The sequence below is a fragment of the Sphingobium quisquiliarum P25 genome, assembly GCF_000445065.1.
GTDB classification, from domain to species: Bacteria; Pseudomonadota; Alphaproteobacteria; order Sphingomonadales; family Sphingomonadaceae; genus Sphingobium; species Sphingobium quisquiliarum.
In genome coordinates this window covers 1-22,426 of the sequence record NZ_ATHO01000050.1, presented here as the reverse complement: position 1 = coordinate 22,426, position 22,426 = coordinate 1, and the positions used below count along the sequence as shown (strand labels likewise).

General features: G+C 66.7%; 23 protein-coding genes. 12 read left to right on the top strand and 11 right to left on the bottom strand.

All coding sequences use genetic code 11. The annotated features are described in order from the left end of the window. Positions 1 to 55: 55 nt before the first annotated feature. Positions 56 to 721 carry a COQ9 family protein gene (locus tag L288_RS27845; RefSeq protein WP_021237449.1) on the bottom strand — a complete coding sequence of 222 codons (666 nt, stop codon included), beginning with the start codon at positions 719 to 721 and terminating at the stop codon, positions 56 to 58. A gap of 147 nt (positions 722 to 868) precedes the next feature. Here L288_RS27845 and L288_RS27840 point away from each other — a divergent pair, with 147 nt between their 5' ends. The 6 genes from L288_RS27840 to ribH all read left to right on the top strand — a co-directional run bounded on the left by L288_RS27840 (position 869) and on the right by ribH (position 5,537). After that, complete coding sequence (locus L288_RS27840; RefSeq protein WP_021237448.1) at positions 869 to 1,564, top strand: energy transducer TonB; 696 nt, start codon at positions 869 to 871, stop codon at positions 1,562 to 1,564. Positions 1,565 to 1,635: 71 nt separating this feature from the next. Continuing rightward, the gene (locus L288_RS27835) at positions 1,636 to 2,100 is read left to right on the top strand and encodes a hypothetical protein (RefSeq protein ID WP_021237447.1); all 465 of its coding nucleotides are present in this window, start codon (positions 1,636 to 1,638) and stop codon (positions 2,098 to 2,100) included. Positions 2,101 to 2,143: 43 nt separating this feature from the next. Then, positions 2,144 to 3,097, top strand: coding sequence for a bifunctional diaminohydroxyphosphoribosylaminopyrimidine deaminase/5-amino-6-(5-phosphoribosylamino)uracil reductase RibD (ribD, locus tag L288_RS27830; protein ID WP_031304054.1), 954 nt, complete (start codon positions 2,144 to 2,146; stop codon positions 3,095 to 3,097). 30 nt (positions 3,098 to 3,127) lie between these two features. Further along, entirely contained in the window at positions 3,128 to 3,742 is a 615-nt protein-coding gene (locus L288_RS27825) for a riboflavin synthase (RefSeq protein WP_021237445.1), read from the top strand. A gap of 71 nt (positions 3,743 to 3,813) precedes the next feature. Beyond that, positions 3,814 to 5,088, top strand: coding sequence for a 3,4-dihydroxy-2-butanone-4-phosphate synthase (ribB, locus tag L288_RS27820; protein ID WP_030540831.1), 1,275 nt, complete (start codon positions 3,814 to 3,816; stop codon positions 5,086 to 5,088). A gap of 23 nt (positions 5,089 to 5,111) precedes the next feature. Next, positions 5,112 to 5,537, top strand: a complete 426-nt coding sequence (gene ribH, locus L288_RS27815; protein WP_021237443.1) for a 6,7-dimethyl-8-ribityllumazine synthase — start codon at positions 5,112 to 5,114, stop codon at positions 5,535 to 5,537. A 57-nt stretch (positions 5,538 to 5,594) separates the two neighbouring features. On the opposite strand, the gene L288_RS27810 is transcribed toward ribH, so the two are convergent. From L288_RS27810 to mnmA, 9 genes are all read right to left on the bottom strand, one after another. Continuing rightward, on the bottom strand, positions 5,595 to 6,677 hold the full coding sequence (locus L288_RS27810) for an alkene reductase (protein WP_021237442.1): 1,083 nt from the start codon (positions 6,675 to 6,677) through the stop codon (positions 5,595 to 5,597). Between the two features lie 106 nt (positions 6,678 to 6,783). Beyond that, a complete protein-coding gene (gene bioD / locus L288_RS27805) occupies positions 6,784 to 7,398 on the bottom strand; it encodes a dethiobiotin synthase (protein ID WP_021237441.1) in 615 nt (204 codons plus the stop codon). Next, the gene (locus tag L288_RS27800) at positions 7,395 to 8,519 is read right to left on the bottom strand and encodes an 8-amino-7-oxononanoate synthase (protein ID WP_031304053.1); all 1,125 of its coding nucleotides are present in this window, start codon (positions 8,517 to 8,519) and stop codon (positions 7,395 to 7,397) included. Before L288_RS27800 ends, bioD begins: the two co-directional genes overlap by 4 nt. A 222-nt stretch (positions 8,520 to 8,741) precedes the next feature. Then, positions 8,742 to 10,865, bottom strand: a complete 2,124-nt coding sequence (locus tag L288_RS27795; RefSeq protein WP_021237439.1) for a sodium-translocating pyrophosphatase — start codon at positions 10,863 to 10,865, stop codon at positions 8,742 to 8,744. A gap of 250 nt (positions 10,866 to 11,115) precedes the next feature. Beyond that, positions 11,116 to 12,030 (bottom strand): thiamine-phosphate kinase, encoded by a 915-nt coding sequence (gene thiL / locus L288_RS27790; protein ID WP_021237438.1) that lies wholly within the window; start codon positions 12,028 to 12,030, stop codon positions 11,116 to 11,118. 41 nt (positions 12,031 to 12,071) lie between these two features. Then, entirely contained in the window at positions 12,072 to 12,518 is a 447-nt protein-coding gene (nusB, locus tag L288_RS27785; RefSeq protein WP_021237437.1) for a transcription antitermination factor NusB, read from the bottom strand. A 28-nt stretch (positions 12,519 to 12,546) separates the two neighbouring features. Beyond that, positions 12,547 to 13,836: a histidinol dehydrogenase gene (hisD, locus tag L288_RS27780; RefSeq protein ID WP_021237436.1), complete on the bottom strand. Its 1,290-nt coding sequence runs from the start codon at positions 13,834 to 13,836 to the stop codon at positions 12,547 to 12,549. Beyond that, complete coding sequence (hisG, locus tag L288_RS27775) at positions 13,826 to 14,491, bottom strand: ATP phosphoribosyltransferase (RefSeq protein ID WP_021237435.1); 666 nt, start codon at positions 14,489 to 14,491, stop codon at positions 13,826 to 13,828. Before hisG ends, hisD begins: the two co-directional genes overlap by 11 nt. A gap of 171 nt (positions 14,492 to 14,662) precedes the next feature. After that, positions 14,663 to 15,769: a tRNA 2-thiouridine(34) synthase MnmA gene (gene mnmA / locus L288_RS27770; protein ID WP_030540838.1), complete on the bottom strand. Its 1,107-nt coding sequence runs from the start codon at positions 15,767 to 15,769 to the stop codon at positions 14,663 to 14,665. A gap of 122 nt (positions 15,770 to 15,891) precedes the next feature. Here mnmA and L288_RS27765 point away from each other — a divergent pair, with 122 nt between their 5' ends. From L288_RS27765 to L288_RS27755, 3 genes are all read left to right on the top strand, one after another. Next, positions 15,892 to 16,188, top strand: coding sequence for a hypothetical protein (locus L288_RS27765; protein WP_030540839.1), 297 nt, complete (start codon positions 15,892 to 15,894; stop codon positions 16,186 to 16,188). A gap of 108 nt (positions 16,189 to 16,296) precedes the next feature. After that, complete coding sequence (gene sciP / locus L288_RS27760; protein ID WP_021237432.1) at positions 16,297 to 16,596, top strand: CtrA inhibitor SciP; 300 nt, start codon at positions 16,297 to 16,299, stop codon at positions 16,594 to 16,596. A 204-nt stretch (positions 16,597 to 16,800) separates the two neighbouring features. Continuing rightward, positions 16,801 to 17,055, top strand: a complete 255-nt coding sequence (locus L288_RS27755) for a GlsB/YeaQ/YmgE family stress response membrane protein (protein ID WP_021237431.1) — start codon at positions 16,801 to 16,803, stop codon at positions 17,053 to 17,055. A 76-nt stretch (positions 17,056 to 17,131) separates the two neighbouring features. Here the strand turns inward: L288_RS27755 and L288_RS27750 are convergent, their stop codons facing one another. After that, positions 17,132 to 17,380: a GlsB/YeaQ/YmgE family stress response membrane protein gene (locus L288_RS27750; RefSeq protein WP_021237430.1), complete on the bottom strand. Its 249-nt coding sequence runs from the start codon at positions 17,378 to 17,380 to the stop codon at positions 17,132 to 17,134. A gap of 193 nt (positions 17,381 to 17,573) precedes the next feature. On the opposite strand from L288_RS27750, the gene L288_RS27745 reads away from it, so the two are divergent. From L288_RS27745 to L288_RS0121355, 3 genes are all read left to right on the top strand, one after another. Further along, entirely contained in the window at positions 17,574 to 18,743 is a 1,170-nt protein-coding gene (locus L288_RS27745) for an efflux RND transporter periplasmic adaptor subunit (protein ID WP_021237429.1), read from the top strand. Positions 18,744 to 18,795: 52 nt separating this feature from the next. Further along, positions 18,796 to 21,960: an efflux RND transporter permease subunit gene (locus L288_RS27740; RefSeq protein ID WP_021237428.1), complete on the top strand. Its 3,165-nt coding sequence runs from the start codon at positions 18,796 to 18,798 to the stop codon at positions 21,958 to 21,960. Between the two features lie 86 nt (positions 21,961 to 22,046). Next, positions 22,047 to 22,426: DUF445 family protein (locus L288_RS0121355; protein ID WP_031304050.1), on the top strand; the 380-nt coding region annotated here is incomplete at its 3' end.

Here is a 22,426-nt window from a genome sequence, read left to right as displayed (position 1 = left end):
CGATAGGAAAAGGCCAGAGCCAATCACCTTGTCCGGGCGGGATCACCCCGCGGGATCACACCGCCGGATAGCGGAGCCGCCCGATAAATTGCGCCAGACTCAGCCGCTCGCCGCCGCCCGCGCCCTTCCATCGCGCCTTGGTCCGTTCGAATCGCATTATCCCCTCGATGCGCCGGGCCAGGAAGGCGCGGCTGTCCTGCCACCCTTCGCTCTCATCATCGATGAAGACCAGCAGCGTCGCGGCATAGACCGCCGCCAGCGTCATGCGCTTGCTATAATGGTTGAAGTCGGTCGCATTGTCCCCGGCCGCGCGCCACATCATGTCGGCGGCGCGCCAGCCCAGACGGGCGGCGCGTGCCGCATTTTGCGGCATCGCCAGGATCGCGATCGCCCGGCGCAGCGCTTCCCTGTTTCCCGCAAGCAGGGATAGCCGCGCCTCCACCAGGGCCGTGATCCGCTGGCGGATGGACAAAGCGGATAATTTTTCCGGCGGCAGCGCGTCCAGCATCGCCGCATCGATGCTGGCGAACCATGCGTCGATCATGTCCACCGCGCCCTCGCGGAAGGCAAGCTGCGCGATCTGCGGGTCTACTCCCGCTTGCGCTGCGGCCATGGCCACCGCTTCGGGCCGCCAGCCGTCGAAAGCCGCATGGTTGGGCAGGATGGGCGCGATCTTCGCGCGCACTTCATCCAGGGTCAGATCTTCTGCCGTCTGTGTCATACCAATATGGTAGGGCGGCGGCCTTCCTCGCACAAGCGTCAGTCCTTAATTGGAGCTGCATATATAATGTTGCAACATATCATTAGATATGATGTAACATCATCTAATCGCGCCAGAGAGTGCGGCAAGCGAAGGATGGAGGAAGCGATGGGTTTGATGACGGCGTCCGCCAATGGCGCGCACATGCAATCGGGATATCGGGGCGCGGGACGATCGCCCGTTGGCATCGGCGCGGCGATTGCCGTGCATGCGGTTGCAGGCGGGCTGTTCCTGCTGACGCCGCGAGAGGTCTATGCGCCCTATGTGCCGCAAATACTGATCGGCAACCAGATTCCGCTCACCCCGCCCCCGCCGCCCGAAAAGACCGATCAGCCGCCGGAGAGCAAGATCACGCCCAAGGCCCTGCCGGACCCTCTTCCGGCGCGCGTCGATCCGGCAATCGATATTCCCACGACCGGACCGGACATCAGGACCACTGATACCGTCACCAACACCAAGCCTGGCACCGTCGAAATTCTGCCGCCGCCGCCGCCCGACCCCCCGCGCGAGGCGGTGCTGCGGGAAGCGCGAATCGATCCTCGCGCGCTGCCCGCCTTCCAGCCAGAATATCCCGGTTCCATGGTCCGTCAGGGTCTGGAAGGATCAGTGACGGTCCGCGTCACCATCAGCCCCGAAGGACGGGTCACGGCGATCGAGCAGCTATCGGCCACCGACGAGGCATTCTGGATAGCGACCCAGCGGCATGCCCTGCGAAAATGGCGGTTCCAGCCCGCGACTCGCGATGGTGTCGCAACGGTCAGCAGCAAGGTCATGACCGTCCATTTCCGCCTCGCCGGCATCTAGAAAGCATTAGGCCGGAGCGGCTGGCGGACCCTTGCCAAGCGCCTTTTGCATCCGGCCCCGCCTTATCCTATATGTCCGCGATGACGATCTTTCCCCGTCCCGTGTCCCCCAAGAGCGCGCTGAGCGACCTGTGGAGCTATTTTCGCGAAAACAGGCCCCATAAATGGCCGCTCCTTGGCCTGTCGGCGGCGATGACGTGGCTCATCATCTGGGCGTTCATCGTTGACGCCAACACCAATACCATGCCCACCCGCAACCAGATCATCTATGTCCAGAGCTGGGATGCGAACCGGTCCGACGCGGCGGTGATCCTTCAGCAGAAGATGGATCTCGCCAGGCGCGAGGCGGCCTTGCAAAAGCGCCAGCGGGAAATGCAGGGCGTCGCCGATGTCTTCGGTATAGACTGGCGGGCCGAGGAAGCGCGCAACACTGCGCGGCGCAAGGAAGCGCTCAAACAGATCAACGCGCAACTCGACGCGCGCCTGGCAAAGGCGGAAGAGGCGGAAAAGAGCGCGCCTGAGGTGGGACAGCCCTGAACCCCTGCCCATGAGCGCCGATGCCGCCGCCGACCGCCGCTTCATGCAGGCCGCCATCGCGCTGTCGGAGCGTGGGCGGGGGCTTTCCACGCCCAATCCCAATGTCGGCTGCCTGATCGTCAGGGACGGCGTGATCGCCGGGCGCGGCTGGACGCAGAAGGGCGGGCGGCCCCATGCCGAGGCGCAGGCGCTGGAGGAAGCGCGGGACCGCGCCGAAGGGGCGACCGCCTATGTGACGCTGGAGCCCTGCTTCCATCTTTCCCCGCGCGGGCCGCGCTGCGCCGATCTGATGGCGCGCGCGGGCGTCCGCCGGGCCGTCATCGCGCTGCGCGATCCCGATCCGCGCACCGATGGGCAAGGGGCGGACTATCTGCGCGCGCGCGGCGTCGATGTCGAAATGGGATTGATGGCGGAGCAGGCTGCGGCGGCGATGCGCGGCTTCGTGCTGCGCCAGACGCTGGGCAGGCCTGCCGTCACCTTGAAGCTGGGCTTGTCGCTGGACGGTTGCATCGCGCTTGCAGATGGGTCGAGCCGCTGGATCACCGGAGAAGCCGCCCGCGCCCACGCGCATCTGGAACGCGCGCGCCATGACGCCATTCTGGTGGGCGGCGGCACCTTGCGCGCTGATGCGCCGCGTCTGGATGTGCGGCTGCCGGGGCTGGAGGACAGGTCGCCGCGCCGCCTGCTGCTGACCCGTCATGCAGCGCCCGATGGCTGGGAACGGATCGCCCGGCCGGACGATATAGCAACGCTGTCGCATGTCGATCATCTGATGGTCGAGGGCGGGGCGGAAACGGCCGCCGCCTTCCTCCGCGCCGATCTGGTCGACCGGCTGCTGCTCTATCGCGCGCCCATCCTGATCGGCGCGGGCCGCGCGGGCATTGCCGGTATCGGCCTCACCGATCTCGCCGCCGCTCATGGCCGCTGGCGTCTTGCGGACGACCGGCGGCTGGGCGAAGACCGGCTGGAGGTTTACGAAAGGGTACGCAGCGCCTAGGGCGCTGCCTAAGCAGCAGGATCGCAGACCATGTTCACCGGCATCATCACCGACATAGGCGAAATCCGTTCCGCGGAGCAGCGCGGCGACCTGCGCCTCGTCATCGGCTGCGGCTATGAGATGGATGGCGTGGCGATCGGCGCGTCCATCGCCTGTTCGGGCGCCTGCCTCACCGTGGTGGAAAAGGGCGCGGACTGGTTCGCCGTCGATCTGTCGGCGGAAACGGTGGCGCGCACCGCGCCGGGCCTTTGGGAACAGGGCGGCCGCCTCAATCTCGAACGCGCGCTCAAGGTCGGCGACGAACTTGGCGGGCATATCGTCACCGGCCATGTCGACGGCATCGGAACGCTGGTGTCCGCCACGCCGGAGGGCGATTCGACCCGTCTGGTCATCGCCGCGCCCGCCGCTCTGGCGCCCGCCCTAGCCGCCAAGGGGTCGATCACCGTCGACGGCATTTCCCTGACGGTGAACGCCGTGGAGGATCAGCCCGATGGATCGGTGCATTTCGGCCTGAACATCATTCCGCATACGGCCGCCTCGACGACGCTCGACAGTCTGGTGCCCGGACGCACGTTCAACCTGGAGATCGACGTGCTGGCCCGCTATCTCGACCGGATGCAGAGCCTTCGCATCGCTTCCGTGTGATTTTCACTTGCCATAATCACATCACAGTGTGATAAATGGCTCCAGCAGCCGTCCGGCTATGGAGTCGTTTCATGTCTTCCTCTCTCATTGATACCGTCCGCTCCCTCGTCAACGAAGGGCGCATGTCCCGTTCCGGCCTTGCCCGTGCCGCCGGGCTCCACGCCAATTCCCTGCGGCGGCTGGGCGAAAGCGACTGGAATCCCACGGCCGAAACGCTGGGCAAGCTGGAAAGCTATCTGCTGCGGCGGGAAGGCGGCACAGCGCTCGCCTCGCCCGAAGAGATTATCGATGAAGCCCGTAACGGCCGCATGTTCATTCTGGTCGATGACGAGGATCGCGAAAATGAAGGGGACCTCGTGATCCCGGCGCAGATGGCTACGCCGGACGCGATCAACTTCATGGCGACGCATGGCCGCGGCCTGATCTGCCTTGCGCTCACCAAGGAAAGGGTCGATCATCTTGGCCTGGGGCTCATGAGCCGCAACAACGGCACGCGGCATGAAACCGCCTTCACCGTGTCGATCGAGGCGCGCGAAGGCGTCACCACCGGCATCAGCGCCGCCGACCGCGCCCGCACCATCTCCGTCGCGATCGACGGGTCGAAGGGGCCGGAAGATATCGTCACGCCCGGTCACGTCTTTCCGCTGGTCGCCAAGGATGGCGGCGTCCTCGTCCGCACCGGCCATACCGAGGCGGCGGTCGATGTCGCGCGCCTTGCGGGGCTCAACCCTTCCGGCGTCATCTGCGAGGTGATGAAGGACGACGGCACCATGGCCCGGCTCGACGACCTCATCCCCTTCGCCCAGAAGCACAAGATGAAGATCGGTACGATCCGCGACCTCATCGCCTACCGCCGCCGCCACGATCATATGGTGGAGCGCCGCGCCGAAGCCGCCTTCCACAGCAAATGGGGCGGCGACTGGAAGGCGATCAGCTTCTACAACCGCGCGACGCACAGCGAACAGCTTGTGCTGCAAAAGGGCCATGTCGTGCCAGACGAACCCACTCTGGTGCGCATGCATCAGCTATCGCTGCTGGACGATGTCTATGGGGCGACCGGCCCGCGCTCCGATCTGCTCGCCACCTCGATGGAAATCATCGCCAGGGAAGGCGCTGGCATCATCGTCGTGCTGACGCCCAGCGCGCAGAACGACTTCGTCAGCCGCATCCTGCGCCAGCGCGCGGGCAGCGACATGGACGAGCTGCGTGACTATGGCGTGGGCGCGCAGATTCTGGCGGAACTGGGCGTGCATGACATGATCCTGCTCACCAATTCGCATCACAGCCTGATCGCGCTGGACGGCTATGACCTGGCCGTGGTCGGTCACCGGCCCATCGAACTGTAAGGAAGCAGGAAGGATAAAGGGCCATGGCCAAGTTTCTGATCGTCGAAGCCCGTTTCTACGACCATCTCAACGACCTGTTGATCGAAGGCGCGGCCGCCGCGCTGGAGGAGGGCGGCCATAAATATGAGGTGGTGACCGTGCCCGGCGCGCTCGAGATTCCCGGCGCGGTGGCGCTGGCCGCCGAGACGGGGCGCTATGACGGCTTCATCGCGATCGGCGTCGTGATCCGGGGCGAAACCTATCATTTCGAAGTGGTGTCGAACGAAAGCGCGCGCGGCTTGATGGCGCTCAGCATGGACGGCATCGCCATCGGTAACGGCATATTGACGGTCGAAAACGAGGCGCAGGCGCTGACCCGCGCCAAACGGACCGAAAAGGACAAGGGCGGCGAAGCAGCCAAGGCGGCGATCGCCATGCTCGCGCTGCGCGACCGCTTCGGCGCTCTCTGATCAGGGCGTTCCGCGCGCAAGTTACGGGCCGCCCTCGACGGGGCGGCCCGTCTTCGTTCAGGCGGCCCGTTCCAGCGGCGGATAGTCGAGATAGCCCTCCGCGCCCTGCGTATAGAAAGTGTCCGGCTGCGCTTCATTGAGCGGCGCGCCCGCCGACAGCCGGTCTGGCAGGTCCGGGTTGGCGAGGAAGGGGCGGCCGAAGCTGATCGCCTGCGCCAGGCCGCTGTCCAGATCGGCCTGCGCGCTGGCCGCGTCATAATCGCTGTTCAGCACCAGCGGACCCGTGAAATGCTCGCGCACGATCGGCGACTGGCGCGGCACGTCCGATGCGCCCCGCGTTCCGTTGGGCTTGAGTTCACGCATCTCCAGGAAAGCGATGCCGATCGGCTCCAGCGCCTGGGCCACGGCGCGGGAAAGGCTGGCGGGATCGCTGTCGTCCGTGCCCTGCGATGCGCCGTTGAGTGAGACGCGCACGGCGGTCCGGCCCGCGCCGATCGCGTCCGCCACGGCCTGCGTTATCTCCCGCAGCAGCCGCGTGCGATTTTCCGGGCTGCCGCCATAGTCATCGTCGCGGTGATTGACGCCGTTGCGCAGAAATTCGTCGATCAGATAGCCGTTCGCCGCATGGATCTGAACGCCGTCGAACCCGGCCGACCGGGCGTTGCGCGCGGCAGTGACATAGGTGGCGATCAGGCCGGGAATCTCCTCCAGTGTCAGGGCGCGCGGCTGTTCATAGGGGCGGTTGCCTTCATAGCTGTGCACATGGCCGGGCGCGGTCAACGGACTGGACGAGACCGGCTGTTCCCCCGTCACGCTCGAATGGACCAGACGGCCCATATGCCAAAGCTGGGCGAAGATGCGTCCGCCCGCATCATGCACCGCTTGTGTGACCGGCTTCCACGCTTTCACCTGTTCGTCCGACCAGATGCCGGGTGCGTAGGGCCAGCCCAGCCCCTGCCGCGAAACGCCGGTGCCTTCGCTGATGATGAGACCGGCCGAAGCCCGCTGCCGGTAATAATCCGCCATCATCGGGGTCGGCACATGGTCCCGTGTGGCACGCGCACGCGTCAGCGGCGCCATCAGCACACGGTTCGGCGCTATGATGTCGCCAAGTTGAACGGGGTCGAACAGGCTGACCATATTGTCCCTCTTTAATGGTTGCAAGATGCAACGGAAACGGTTGCGAACGGCAGTTGGTGGCTGATGTGCCGCCTTTCAACCCCGGTGCAAGCGGAAGGGTGGCTTTTCAGGGAAGAGTGATCCCGGAGCGGAAGGCGCTGGCCAGCGTTGCGGCGTCCACCACCGGGAGGCGGGGCAGGCGGCCCAGCCGGGCCACCCGGCCAAGCTCAGGGATGATCCGCTCATTTTCCTCATGCGCGTCGCCGATGAAGGCGATCCCCGCGATCGTGACGCCCCGGTTGCGAAGCGCTTCGATGCTGAGCAGGCTGTGATTGATCGTGCCCAGCCCGGTGCGCGCGCACAGGATGACCGGCAGGCTCCAATGGGCGAAAAGGTCCGCCATCAGCAGCGTTTCGCTGACCGGGACGAGCACGCCGCCCGCCCCTTCGATCACCAGCGGCCCCTCCACGTCCGGCAGGGGAAGGCGATCGAGCCTGATCTCCACTCCGTCGATCCGCGCCGCCAGATGCGGGGAAGCGGGGGTGGTGAGGCGATAGGCTTCGGGCAGGATGCGCGATGCGGGCAGGCCGGACAGCCGGGCGACGGTTTCCTTGTCGCCCTCCGGGTCGAGTCCTGCCTGCACTGGCTTCCAATAATGCGCGCCCAGCGCCCCGGCGAGGGCGGCGGCGAACACCGTCTTGCCGATGTCCGTGTCCGTGCCCGTGACGATGAAGCGGCTCATGCCAGCACCCGCCGCAATTCTTCCCCCAGCGCCAGCACGTCCGCGCGCCCGCTGTTCAGCGTCAGCGATATCCGCAACCGGCTGGTGCCCGGCGGCACCGTGGGCGGACGGATGCCGCGAATGTCGAACCCTGCTTCCTGCAAGGCCGCCGCCGCCGCCATTGCGCGCCTGTCCTCGCCCAGGATGACGGGGATGATCTGGCTGCGCGGCTTGGGCAGGCCCAGCGGCGCGCAAATGGCTTCGGCCGCGTCCACGCGCAGGGTGGCGAGGCGGGTGCGCAGGTCGTCCGCCTGCTCGATCCGGTCGATCGACGCCGACACGGCGACCGCCATCAGCGGCGACGGCGCGGTCGAGAAGATGAAGGCCCGCGCCCGGTTGATCAGATAGTCGATCAGGATGCGCGGCCCGCAGATCAGCGCGCCTTCCACCCCCATCGCCTTGCCGCAGGTGTGCAGGGTCACGACATTGTGCAGCCCGTCCAGCCCGGACGAAAGGCCGCGCCCGCCGGGGCCGGACACGCCCGTGCCATGCGCTTCGTCCAGGATCAGCATCGCCTCATGCCGGGCGGCGAGCGTGGCGAGATCGCTCAGCGGCGCCAGGTCCCCGTCCATCGAATAGAGCGTCTCGACCGCGATCCAGATCCTGCCCTTGCCCCTTTCGCCGCGCCATGCGGTGATCAGGTCGGCAAAGCTCTGCACATCATTGTGGCGCGCGAAGACCGCCGCCGCCTTCGACATGCGGATGCCGTCATGCACGCTGGCGTGGATCAGTTCGTCCGCGACGATCAGGTCGCCTCGCTGCGGCAGGGTGGAAAACAGCGCCAGGTTCGCGGCGAAGCCATTGGCCATGAACAGCGCGGCCTGGGTGCGGAAGAAGGCGGCGGCCTTCGCCTCCAGCCCTTCATGTTCGGGCGCATTGCCCCGCAGCAGGCGCGATCCGCCGGACCCTACCGGCACGCCGCGCGCTACCGCATCGGCGACCGCCTGGCCGATGATCGGGTCCGACGCCAGGCCCAGATAGTCGTTGGAGGCGAAATCCCGCCCCGCCCGCGCGGTGAGCGCGCGCAAGCGGCCCCGTTTCTCAAGCGCCGCAAGCTGCGAGCGGAAGGGTTCGCTGGTCATGCGCGGCCTATAGGCCCGCAGGGCTGACCGGAGCAAGCCGGACAGTAAACGGCCCCTCCTTCGCCCGAAGGAGGGGCCGCATATTTACTGGAGCCTGACCGTCTTGCACGGAAGCATCCGCATCAGGGCTCCTTTCGTCACTCCGGGCTCGATCCGGGGTCCCGCTGCCTGGGCAACGTCAGCGAAGAAGCGGTGTGACGATCACTCAGGCATGATCAGGATCTAGCCCCCGTGCGCCAGCGCGGCGAGCAGAAGCAGGGCGACGATATTGGTGATCTTGATCATCGGATTGACGGCCGGACCCGCCGTGTCCTTATAGGGATCACCCACGGTATCGCCGGTCACCGCCGCCTTGTGCGCTTCGGACCCCTTGCCGCCATGGTTGCCATCCTCGATATATTTCTTGGCATTGTCCCACGCGCCGCCGCCCGATGTCATGGAAAGGGCGACGAACAGGCCCGACACGATCACACCCAGCAGCAGCGCGCCAAGGGCGGCAAAGCCGTTGGGCGTTCCCGCCACGGCGGAGATCGCGAAATAGACGATGATCGGCGCGAGAACCGGCAGCAGCGAAGGAATGATCATCTCCTTGATCGCGGCGCGGGTGACCAGGTCCACCGTGCGGGCATAGTTGGGGCGTGACGTCCCTTCCATGATGCCGCTGTTGGTGGCGAACTGGTCGCGCACATCCTTGACCACGTCACCGGCCGCGCGGCCGACCGCCGTCATCCCCATCGCGCCGAACAGATAGGGCAGCAGCGCGCCCAGCAGCAGCCCGACGATGACATAGGGGTTGGACAGGCTGAAATCGACCGGCTCGGTAAGGCCCAGCGCCGAATTGTAGAATTTCAGGTCCTCCGTATAGGCCCCGAACAGCACCAGCGCCGCAAGGCCCGCAGAGCCGATGGCATAGCCCTTCGTCACCGCCTTGGTCGTGTTGCCCACGGCGTCCAGCGCATCGGTCTTGACGCGCACGCTGTCGTCGAGGTGCGACATCTCCGCGATCCCGCCCGCATTGTCGGTGACCGGGCCATAGGCGTCCAGCGCCACGACCATCCCGGCCAGCGCCAGCATGGCCGTCGCGGCGAAGGCGATGCCGATCAGCCCTGCAAGCTGGTAGGCGACGATGATGCCGACCACGATCACCAGCGTCGGCAGCGCCGTCGCTTCCAGGCTGACGGCCAGGCCCTGGATCACATTGGTGCCATGGCCGGTCTCCGACGCCCGCGCGATGCTGCGCACCGGGCGGTAATTGGTGCCGGTATAATATTCTGTGATCCAGACGATCAGCCCGGTCACCGCAAGGCCGACCATCATCGACCAGAACAGCTCCATCCCCGTATAGCCGCCCAATCCTTCCAGATCGGTGCCGAAACGCGCGTCGATGTCGCCCAGCGTGAAGGCCGTGGCCGCGTAGAGGGCGGGGATGGAAAGGATCGCCGTGGTCCAGAACCCCTTGTAGAGCGCGCCCATGATCGACTGGCTGGAACCAAGCCGGACCATATAGGTGCCGATGATCGACGTGATAATGCACACGCCGCCCACGATCAGCGGCAGCGCCATCAGTCGTTGCAGGAAGACATTGTCGACCCCCGTCACCAGCAGCGCCGTCAGCACCATGGTGGCGCCCACCGTCACCACATAGGTTTCGAACAGGTCGGCCGCCATGCCCGCGCAGTCGCCGACATTGTCGCCCACATTGTCGGCGATGACGGCCGGATTGCGCGGGTCATCCTCCGGGATGCCCGCCTCCACCTTGCCGACAAGGTCCGCGCCCACGTCCGCCGCCTTGGTGAAGATGCCGCCGCCCAGACGCGCGAAGATGGAAATGAGGCTCGCGCCAAAGGCCAGAGCGACAAGGGAGTCGATCACCAGCCGGTCGTCGGGCGCATGGCCCGCAGGTCCGGTCAGATACCAGAAGAACAGGCTGATCGCGAGCAGCGCCAGCCCCGCAACCAGCATGCCGGTGATCGCGCCCGCCCGGAAGGCGACCGTCAATCCGCTTTGCAGCGTGCCGCGCGCCGCTTCGGCCGTGCGCACATTGGCGCGCACCGAAATGTTCATGCCGATGAAGCCCGCCGCGCCCGAAAGGATCGCGCCGATCAGGAAGCCGATGGCGGACGTCGCGCCCAGAAAGATGAAGACGACCGCGGCGACCACCACCCCGACCATCCCGATGGTCATATATTGGCGGCTGAGATAGGCCTTCGCGCCTTCCTGGATCGCGCCCGCGATCGCCTGCATGGTGTCGTTGCCAGCGGAGGCCGCCAGCACCTGACGGCTGGTGAATAGGCCGTAGAGCAGGGCCAGCAGCCCGCACCCTATGGCGATATAGACAATCTGCATGGATGTTCCTCTCCCCCTGTTATCCCTGTCATCGGCCGCTCCGCAGGGAATGACGGGCGGGCGAATGGCGCATAGGCGGGCGGCCGGACTCCATGCGTCCGGCATCGGGCACCGCGTCAATCAGCATCGCAGGTCTCGCATAGTAGCGGTCCAACCGGCTGAGAATGGGATCGGGGGCAAGCTACAGGGCGGACCGCCCGCGTCAAGCGGTTACGGAACTGACATGAATCAAGACGTTGCGGCGGGCCGCTCAGCCATGCTCCCAGCCGAGCCGGTCGGGCAGTGGCACGGGCACGCCATCGATGTGCAGCGTCAGGCCCGATCCCGGCGCGAACGTCCCCACCGGAATCGCGCGGACCGGCGGCGTGGCTCCGGCGGGCAGGGCAAAGAGCAGCTCATAATCATCGCCGGCGCTGGCGGCGGCGATCTGCACCGCCGTGCTCGCGCCCCGCGCCGCCTCGAATGCCGGGGACAGGGGAATATGATCGATGACCAGCGCCAGCCCGCTCGCCTCCGCCATGCGGGCGGCGTCGATCAGCAGGCCGTCCGACAGGTCCATCATGGCATGCACATGCGGGCTCAGCAGCGCGCCTTCGGACAGGCGGGGGCGGGGCCGCCGATAGGCTTCGACCAAGGGTCCCGACGCGGCGGGATCGGCGCGCAACAGCTCAAGCCCGGCGCCCGCATCGCCCACCGGCCCCGTCAGGTACAGCCGGTCGCCCGCCTTCGCGCCGCTGCGCGCGGGCACCGGACCCGCAGCCTCGCCGATCGCGGTCAGGCTGTAGCAGCGCGCGCTCCCCCTGGGCATCTGCACGGTATCGCCGCCCAGCAGCGGCATGGCATGGCGGTTCAGCGCTTCCCCCAGCCCCTGAAGAAAGGCCGCGTCCCACGCATCGTCACCGGACAGCGCATAGTTCAGCAGGCATCCCACCGGCCTCGCGCCCTTGGCGGCGAGATCGGAAAGGTTCACCGCCGCCAGCTTCCACCCGATATCGGCGGGCGGATCGGCGGGCAGGTAATGCACCCCCTCCACCATCGTGTCGCTGGTCAGGATCAGGCGCGCCCCGCCCATTTCCAGCAGCGCCGCATCGTCCTGCAAGCCACGCGCGGCCGGGTCATTCGCAAGCAGGCGGAGCAGGGTGAGGAAGCGGGATTCAGCGGACATCACTTGGCTCCCTTCTTGCTCACCGCGGAAGCGCGCCGCCTCTACTTGCGCACATCCTTCGCCACCGCATCCAGCAGGCCGTTGACGAACCCCGCCTCGCGCTTGTCGTAGAAGGCGTGGGCGACATCGACATATTCGCTGATGACGGTGGCGGTCGGCACGTCCCTGCGCGCCATCAGTTCATAGCTGCCCGCGCGCAATATCTGCCGCATCGGCTTGTCCAGCCGCTCCAGGCTCCAGCCCTGCGACAGCCGCGCCTTGACCAGCCCGTCAATCTCCTCGCGCCGCTTGTCCACGCCCGTGACCAGATCGTCGAAGAAAGCTTCCTCGGCATCGGCATAGGTCACGTCCTCGATCGTCGCGCCAAGCCGGTGCTGGTGGAATTCATGCAGCAGCGCGGCGAGCGGCGTGCCCTCCATCTCCAGCTGATAAAGCGCCTGAACCGCGGCAAGGCGCGCGGCGGAGCGGGATTTGGAGCGTTCGTTCATAAGCGTCTTCTATTCCGTTCGGTTTTCGCTATCCCAGCCGCAACGCCACCGAAGCCGCGTGCGCCGGAAGCCCCTCCGCCTCCGCCAGCGCAACCGCAGCAGGGCCGATCGCGCCGATCGCCCCCTTGTCGAGGCTCAGGAAGCTGGTGCGCTTCATGAAGTCGAGCACCGACAGCCCCGACGAAAAGCGCGCCCGGCGGCCGGTCGGCAGCACATGGTTGGGTCCAGCGACATAATCGCCCACCGCTTCGGGCGTCATGCGGCCCAGGAACACCGATCCTGCATGACGGACCTGCGTGAACAATGCGTCTGGATCATCGACCGCAAGCTCCAGATGCTCGGCCGCCAGCCGGTCGACCAGCGGCATCGCCTCTTCAAGGTCCCTGACCAGAATGATCGCGCCGTTATTCGCCCAGCTCGTGGCCGCGACCGCCTGCGTCGACAGCAGCGGCAGCCGCTCGTCCACAGCCTTGGCAACCGCATCGGCGAAAGCAGCGTCATCGGTGAACAGGATCGACTGGCTGGTCGGATCATGTTCGGACTGGCTGAGCAGGTCCGCCGCGATCCAGCGGGGATCATTGCTGCCGTCGGCCACCACGACGATTTCGGACGGGCCCGCCACCATGTCGATGCCGACCACGCCGTAAAGCTGCCGCTTGGCCTCCGCGACCCAGGCGTTGCCGGGGCCGGTGATGACGTCCACCGGTCTGATCCGGCCCGTGCCATAGGCCAGCGCCGCGACCGCCTGCGCGCCGCCGACGCGCCAGATTTCCTCGATCCCCGCGATGCTCGCCGCCGCCAGCACCAGCGGATTGATCTCCCCATTGGGGGTGGGCGTCACCATGGCGATGCGCGAAACGCCCGCGACCTTGGCGGGAATGGCGTTCATCAGCAGGGAACTGGGGTAAGCCGCCCGGCCGCCGGGCACGTAAAGCCCCGCCGCATCCACCGGCCGCCAGCGCGCGCCCAGCCGCACCCCGGCGGCGTCGGTGCCGTCGCTGTCCTGCGGCTTCTGCTTTTCATGATAGGCGGTGATGCGCGCGGCCGCCAGTTCCAGCGCATCGCGCAATTCGCGCGAAATGCCGTCCAGCGCCGCGCGGCACTCGGCCGGGCTCACTGCCCAGCCGCTGGCGTTCAGGTCGTGGCGGTCGAACCGGCCGGTATAGTCGGCCAGCGCTTCGTCGCCCTCGGCGCGCACGCGCTTGAGGATCGCGGTCACGTCGCGCGACACATCCTCGTCCGCTTCCCGCCGCGCATCGACCAGCGCGGTGAAGGCGGCGGCGAAATCCGCGTCGCGGCTGTCCAGCCTAAGCGGCATCCTTGCCTCCAGCAGCAGCCTTGCGGAACGCCTCAACTAGCGGCGTCAAGTCGGCCGACCGCATCTTGTAGGCGGCGCGATTGACGATCAGCCGCGCGGACACGGGCATGATCACATGCGTTTCGACCAGCCCGTTCGCCTTCAACGTCGCGCCCGACGACACCAGATCGACGATGCGCCGCGACAGGCCCAGCGAAGGCGCAAGCTCCATCGCGCCGTTCAGCTTCACGCATTCCGCCTGGATGCCGCGCGCTTCATAATATTTGCGGGTCAGATGGGGATATTTGGTGGCGACGCGCACATGGCTCATCGCCGCCTCATCCTCATCGGAAAGGCCCACCGGCTCGGCGATCGACAGGCGGCAATGGCCGATGTCCAGATCGACCGGAGCATAAAGCTCGGAATAATCGAATTCCTCCACCACGTCCGATCCGACGATGCCGATCTGCGCCGCCCCATGGGCGACGAAGGTGGCGACGTCGAACGCCCGCACCCGGATGATGGAGATGCCGGGCCGGTTGGTGGCGAAGCGCAGCGCCCGGCTTTTCTTGTCATGAAACTCCGCCTCCGGCTTGATACCGGCGCGCGCGAGCATCGGCAGCGCTTCTTCCAGGATGCGGCCCTTGGGAATGGCGAAGGTGAGGGGACGAGTCATGACCGGCGCGCCTTACTTGGCAGGGGAAGAAAGGGCAAGGTTCGCCATCTAATCCTCCCTGCGCGAACCGTGGGGAGGGGGGCCATCCGCAAAGCGGATGGTGGAGGGGAGGATGCGCAACGCCAGCCTATTACCCTCCACCGGCCCACGCCCGGCAGAGGAAAGGTCGTCTCACGCCACCTCCGCCAATGCCCCTTCCGTTTCCGCAATCCATCCGCCGCCCAGCACCCGGTCGCCCGCATAGAGCACCGCCGCCTGTCCCGGCGCGACGCCATATTCGGGCGCGGCGAAGACCAGCCGGCCGCCCTCCAGCCGCGCGGGCACAGGCTTCGCCATCGACCGTACCTTGGCGCTTAGCGGCCCTGCAAATCCGCCGCCCAGCCAGTTGATATCCTCCAGCCGCGCCGCCGATACCGCCAGCGCCGCCTTGGGCCCGACGATGACGCGCCGCCCTGCCGCATCCAGCCGCACGACATAGAGCGGCTCGGCCTGCCCGCCGATTTCCAGCCCCTTGCGCTGGCCGACCGTATAATGGATCAGCCCCTTGTGCGCGCCCAGCACGCGGCCATCGACATGGACGATGTCGCCGCTTTCGTCCGCATCGGGGCGCAGCTTGCGCACGATCTTCGCATAATCGCCGTCCGGCACGAAGCAGATGTCCTGGCTGTCCGGCTTCATCGCCACCGCCAGCCCCAGTTCGGCCGCGATCTCGCGGACCTGCGGCTTGGGCATCCCGCCCAGTGGAAAGCGCAGATAGTCGAGCTGCGCCTGCGTCGTCGCGAACAGGAAATAGCTCTGGTCGCGCGCGGGATCGGCGGCGCGGTGCAGTTCCGCGCCGTCCGGCCCCTCGACCCGGCGCACATAATGGCCGGTCGCCAGGCAATCGGCGCCCAGGTCGCGGGCGATCTGGAACAGGTCGGTGAACTTCACCCCCATATTGCATTTGACGCAGGGGATGGGCGTGCGGCCCGCCATATATTCGTCGGCGAAGTCAGCGATCACGGAGTCGCGAAAGCGGCTTTCATAATCAAAGACATAGTGGGCGATGCCGATCCGGTCGGCGACGGCGCGCGCGTCGCGGATGTCCTGCCCGGCGCAGCAGCTTCCAGTCCGGCCCACCGCCGCGCCATGATCGTAAAGTTGCAGCGTCACGCCGATGGTTTCCGCCCCGGTGCGCGCGGCCAGCGCGGCGACGACGCTCGAATCGACTCCGCCCGACATGGCGACGACGATCCGCCGCTGCGACAGCGGCTCTGGCAGTTGGAACTGGGGCAGCATGGCCGCGCATATAGGCGCGCGCGCGCCAGCATTCCAGCGGGATTCCGCGTGATCCCGGTTCATGCCGGAACGGCGGGCGGAGTTTACCGGACCTTATCCTTTCGCCGGTACTGATGGCCCCCATGGATCTGAGCTTCCTCAGGGCAGGCGGGCTGAAACCCGCTCATGCCAGACCCGCCGCCCGGCCGCACGCGCCGGTCTGGCCGATGCTGCGCGCTGCTTCGGCAGCGGCGCAGGCGGCCAGCCCGACCGCCCAGGCCGTGGCCGGGGTCCTGCGGGGGCAGGAAAGGCAGGAGGACTGGATCCAGGAACTGGCCGAAATCTTCGCGCCCCGTTCCAGCGGCATGATCGACGCCGTACGGCCGACGGGCAGCTTTAACCCGTTGATCGCAGAGCATTTAAGAGTGGGACAAGGATGATGAAGGGGGCGTTTACCGTGGCGCTTTAGCCGATGTTCAGGGCTGATGCGCATACCGGTGGCCGCTGCTGAACTCAGGCAACGCCAGTGCCGCTTTTTGAGGGTGAGAATGATAGAAAATCAGAAAATCCGGCCTGCTCAGGTCGTCGGGCCGCTTGGAGAACCCTTGACGCTGGACAGCCTGCCGCCAGTGGACACGACGCGCTGGGTCGTGCGCCGCAAGGCCGAGGTGGTCGCAGCCGTCAACGGTGGTCTTCTGACTGTGGATGAAGCGTGCGCGCGCTATTCGCTCACGCTGGAGGAATTTGCCGGCTGGCAGCGCGCGGTGGATCGTTCGGGCATGCACGGCCTGCGCGTGACTCGCATCCAATATTACAAGTCGCTCTACGAACGGCAGCAGAAATATTGAAGCCCGCGCCTTCCGGGCGATGAATGGCATGGAAGGCCGCCGGGCGATGTTCCGGCGGCCTTTTTCATGCGCACCGCTCCGCCGCCCGCCCCCGCGCGCGCAAATCGTTTCCCTGCCAGAAACATTTTCGGGAACGCGAAGCCGACTTCTCCGTTGAATAGGGCAGCCAACCCGCTGGGGGCGCTGGTCCAAGGAGAGTGTGAGATGGGTATCATTTTGTGGCTTGTTGTTGGCGGCATCATTGGCTGGCTCGCCAGCATGATCATGCGCACGGATGCGCAGCAGGGCATCCTTCTGAATATCGTCGTCGGCATCGTCGGCGCGTTCATCGGCGGCCTGATATTCAGCGGCGGATCGATCAATGACGGTCTGACGCTCTACAGCTTCCTGGTCTCCCTGGTGGGCGCCATCGTGCTGCTCGCCATCGTCAACCTGGTGCGTCGCGGATCGGTTCGCTAACTGATCCAGCTCAGCTGGCGGGTAAAGAGGGCTGCGTCCTTGGCGACGCGGCCCTTTTTCGCATTTGCGCCGCGCGTCAGCCCCGCCGCCCCAGCCAGCGGTAGAGCGCGAGCACCGCGATCGATCCCAGAACCGCCGCGATGAAGCCCGCCCTTTCACCGGGCGCATACACCCCCGTCATCCGCCCCACATAGCCCGCCAGCAAGGCGCCCGCGATGCCGAGCAGCAGCGTCACGACGCATCCGCCCGGATCGCGCCCCGGCATCACCAGCCTGGCGGCCGCGCCCGCGAGCAGGCCGATGATGATCCATCCCAGCAGGTCCATCCCCATTCTCCCCCCTTCGCCGCGCGCATAGCGCCATATCGGCGCGCCCTTGGCAAGCCGCGCGCCTGTCCTTGTCCCTGCGCAACGATGTTGCCGCGCCGCCTGGCAGGATGATATTGAGGCTTGAGCTAGGTGCTATATTTATATAATACAGCCCGGCATTTCAGGCAGCCCCGCCGGAAGATGGAGCAGGATGAATTACGAGACTCAGCTGGCCGGGGATGTCCCCGCGCACGTCTTCGGCGAGGAACAGCCGCGTCCACGCCGGCGCGGGCTGATGATCGGCGCGGCAATCGCCATTCTTCTGATCGCCGCCGCCGCATGGGCGATCCTGCACGGCAAGGGCGGCGAACCGGCCGCCGCGGTGGAGCAGGCGCCGGTCGTCACCGTCATCGTCCCCGGCCAGTCCATGGTGGAACAGACGGTCAGCGGCACCGGATCGCTCGCCGCGCGGGTGGAAATGCCCGTGGGCGTGGTCGGCGAAGGGGGCGAGGTCAGGCGGGTCCTGGTGCAGCCGGGCGATTGGGTGCGGGCGGGGCAGGTCCTGGCGGTGATCGAACGTTCCGTGCAGAGCGAGCAGATCCGCTCGCTCGCCGCCCAGGTGGAGGTTGCCCGCGCCGACGCCAAGCTGGCGCAGGCGCAGCTCGACCGCGCGAAGGCGCTGGTGAAGCGCGGCTTCATCAGCCAGGCGGATATCGATCAGCGCACCGCCACGCGCGACGCCGCCAATGCGCGGGTGAACGTCGCCGCCGCCCAGCTCGCCGAACAGCGCGCCCGCACCGGCCGCCTGGACATTCGCGCGCCCGGCGCGGGTCTGGTGCTGACACGCGATGTCGAGCCCGGCCAGATCGTCGGGTCAGGCAGCGGCGTCCTCTTCCGCATGGCCAGGGACGGCGCGATGGAGATGCTGGCGCAGGTCAGCGAAGGCGATCTCGCGCGGCTGCGCCCCGGCAATCAGGCAACGGTCACGCCGGTGGGCAGCACCGAAAGGATCGCCGGGCGGATCTGGCAGGTGTCGCCGGTCGTCGATCCGCAGACGCGGCAGGGCATCGCCCGCATCGCCATTCCCTATAATCGCGCGATCCGGCCGGGCGGCTTTGCCTCCGCCACGATCGTCAGCGGCGCGGCGACAGCGCCGATGCTGCCGGAATCGGCGGTGCAGACTGATGCGAAGGGGCATTATGTCTATATCGTGGACGGCCGTAATCAGGCGGTGCGCCGCGATGTCGAAATCGGGCAGGTGTCCGACAAGGGAGTCGCGATCACCAGCGGCCTGACCGGCACGGAGCATGTGGTGCTCTCGGCGGGCGCCTTCCTGGCCCCTGGCCAGAAGGTCAGGCCCGAAGTGCGCAAGGCAGGCTGATCGTGAGCGCGCTTTTCCGGCGCGCAGGGTGGAACAGGGGCAGGAAGCCGTCATGAGTTTTCGCAATATTTCCGCCTGGGCCATCCGCAACCCCGTGTCGCCGCTCGTGCTGTTCGCCGCGCTGCTGCTCGCCGGGCTGGTCAGCTTCATGCGCATGGACGTGAACCAGCAGCCGGACATCAGCTTTCCGGTCGCGCAGGTGATCGTGCTGCAACCCGGCGCCGCGCCGCCGGAACTGGAAACCCAGGTCACCCAGAGGGTGGAAGCGGCCGTGCGCGGCATCAGCGGGGTCGATGAAATCACCTCGGTCGTGTCGGAAGGGCAATCGATGACGGTTGTCCAATTCCAGATCGGCACGCCCGTCGACCGCGCCGTCAATGACGTCAAGAACGCCGTCGACCAGATCCGCAGCGACCTTCCCGAAGGCATATTGGAACCGCAGGTCACCCGGCTCGACATCGAAGGCGGGCCGATCGCCTATTTCAGCGCCGAAGCCACCGACATGACGCTGGAGGAGCTTTCCTGGTATGTCGACAACACCATCGCCAAGCGGTTGCTGGCGGTGCCCGGCATGGCGGCGGTCAAGCGCGGCGGCGGCGTCAGCCGGGAAATCCGCGTCATCCTCGACCCGGCCAAGCTGCAATCGCACGGCGTCACCGCTGCCCAGGTCAACCAGCAATTGCAGCAGGTGAACATCAACAGCGCGGGCGGCCGGACGGAGATTGCGGGCGCGGAACAGGCCATCCGCGTGCTCGGCAACGCCCGCAACGCCTATGCGCTGGGCCAGACGCAGATCGCCATTCCGGGCGGCCGCACCGTCAAGCTCGCCGATCTCGCCAATGTGCGCGATATGTACGCCGAACAGCGGTCCCTGTCGCTGATGAACGGGCGGCAGGTCACCAGCTTCAGCCTGGAAAAGGCGAAGGGTTCGTCTGACGTGACCGTCTACGAGGAAGCGCAGAAGGTCCTGGACAAGCTGCGCAAGGAAAATCCCAAGGTCCGCTACAAGCAGCTTTTCAGCACCGTCGATTACACCAAGAGCCAATATCATTCGGCCATGCAGGCGATGATCGAAGGCGCGGTGCTGGCCGTCGTCATCGTGTTCCTGTTCCTGCGCGACTGGCGCGCGACGATCATCGCCGCGCTCGCCATTCCCCTGTCCGCCATCCCCGCCTTCTGGTTCATGGAGATGATGGGCTTCACGCTCAACATGACGTCCCTGCTGGCGCTCAGTCTGGTGGCGGGCGTGCTGGTGGACGACGCGATCGTGGAGATCGAGAATATCGTCCGCCACATGCGCATGGGCAAAAGCGCCTATCAGGCCGCGATCGACGCCGCTGACGAAATCGGGCTTGCGGTGCTGGCGACGACCATGGCGATCGTCGCCGTGTTCCTGCCGGTCGGCCTGATGCCCGGCGTATCGGGCCAGTTCTTCATCCAGTTCGGCATGACCGTGGTCGTCGCCGTGCTGCTCAGCCTCGCGGTCGCGCGCCTCATCACTCCCATGGTCGCGGCCTATTTCCTGAAAGCGCATGGCCAGGAAAGCCATGGCGAAGGCTGGCTGATGGACGTCTATATGTCCGTCCTGCGCTGGTCGCTGGACGAACGCCGCGCGATCGCGCACCGGGCGCGCGGCGGCCGGGCGCGGTTCAGCGCATGGCTGCGCGACCATCGCATCTGGACGGTGGGGATCGGCGTCCTCGCCTTCCTGTCCACCCTGCTGGCCTTCGGCACGCTGCCCATGGCGTTCCAGCCGTCGATCGACACCGATTTCAGCCAGGTGAAGATCGAAATGGTGCCCGGCAGCACGCTGGAGCAGACCACGGCCGTCACCCGGCGGATCGCCGACATGCTGGTGGCCGAACGGCAGGTGGTCGATGCCGCATTCTCCGACATCGAAACGACCGGAGCCGACATTTACCTGACCTTGAAGAAGGACCGGCCGATGACCTCGGTCGAATGGGAACGCAAGGTCGCTCCCAGATTCCAGCAGGTCGCCGACGCGCGGGTGAATTTCCAATCGCAGGCGGGCGGCGGCTTTGGCCGTGACGTGACCATCATGCTGGGCGGGGAGGACCCGGACCTGCTGGAGCGGACCGCGAACAAGCTGGTGGCGGAGATGGCGGGGGTCAAGGAAATCCGCGCGCCCCGCGTTCAGGGCGACATGAGCCGCCCGGAAATCATCATCAAGCCGCGTTTCGACCTCGCCGCCAGCCTGGGCGTCACCACGGCCGCGCTCAGCCAGACGATCCGCGTCGCGACGATCGGCGACATCGACCAGAACAGCGCCAAATTCTCGCTGTCCGACCGCCAGATCCCGATCCGCGTCTCGGTCGCGGAGGATAGCCGCCGCGACATCGCCACCATCGAAAATATGCCCGTGCCGACCGTCAACGGCGGATCGGTCCCGCTCAAGGTCGTCGCCGACATAGAATTCGGGGCGGGGCCGACGCAGATCCGCCGCTACAACCAGGCCCGCCGCATCGTCGTGGGCGCGGACTTCGCGCCCGGCATCGTCAGCAGCCAGGCCATGGGCAAGATCAACGCCCTGCCCACCATGAAGGCGGTGAATGACGGCGCGATCCCCGGCATTCAGAAGATCACCACCGGCGAAGCCAAATGGCAGGTGGAACTGGTCAAGAATTTCGTCATCGCGGTCGTCTCCGGCATCCTGCTGGTGCTGGCGGTGCTGACCCTGCTCTACAAGCGGCTGATGCCGCCCTTCGTCAATCTGGGGTCGCTGCTGCTCGCTCCGCTGGGCGGCGCCATCGCCCTTCACCTGACCGGCCATCCCATTTCCATGCCGGTGCTGATCGGGCTGCTGATGCTGCTGGGCATCGTCGCCAAGAACTCGATCCTGGTCATCGATTTCGCGCTGGAGGAGATACAGAAGGGCGTGCCCCGTTTCGAAGCGATCGTCGATGCGGGCCACAAGCGCGCGCAGCCGATCGTCATGACCACCGTCGCCATGGTGGCGGGCATGGTGCCCACGGCCCTGTCGCTGGGCGGCGACAGCGCGTGGCGATCGCCAATGGGCATCACGGTGATCGGCGGCCTGCTGCTCTCCACCGTGCTGACGCTGGTGATCGTCCCTGCGACGTTCAGCCTCGCCTTGGGGATAGAGGAATGGATCGGCCCGCGCCTCGGCCGCCGTTTCCTGACCTACAAGCCGGGGGACGACAGCGCCCATGCGGGCGTCACTCATCCGGCGGAATGAATCGGCGCGCCGCCGCGGGAAAGAATGCCTTCATGCGAAAAGAAGTGCTTGCCTGAACGAAACGGCGGCGTAACCGTTGGTCGGCCATGAAGCTGCTTTCCGCATCCCTGCCCTCCGCCGGCGGCCCTGTTCATCCGGCGCGGCGGATGCGGATGGTGGCGACGGGCATGCTGCTCGCCATGGCGCTGCTGTTCATCGCCGCCCGTGCAACCGTCCACCTTCATCCCGCCATCGCCTTCGTGCAGGCCTTTGCCGAAGCCGCGATGGTCGGCGGCCTTGCCGACTGGTTCGCCGTGACCGCCCTGTTCCGCCACCCGCTGGGCCTGCCCATCCCGCACACGGCGATCATCCCGCGCAACAAGGACCGGATCGGCGATACGCTGGCGCTGTTCCTGCGCGACAATTTCCTCACCCCCGCCGTGGTCGCGCGGCGGATGCAGCGGCTGGACGTCGCGGGCGCGGCTGG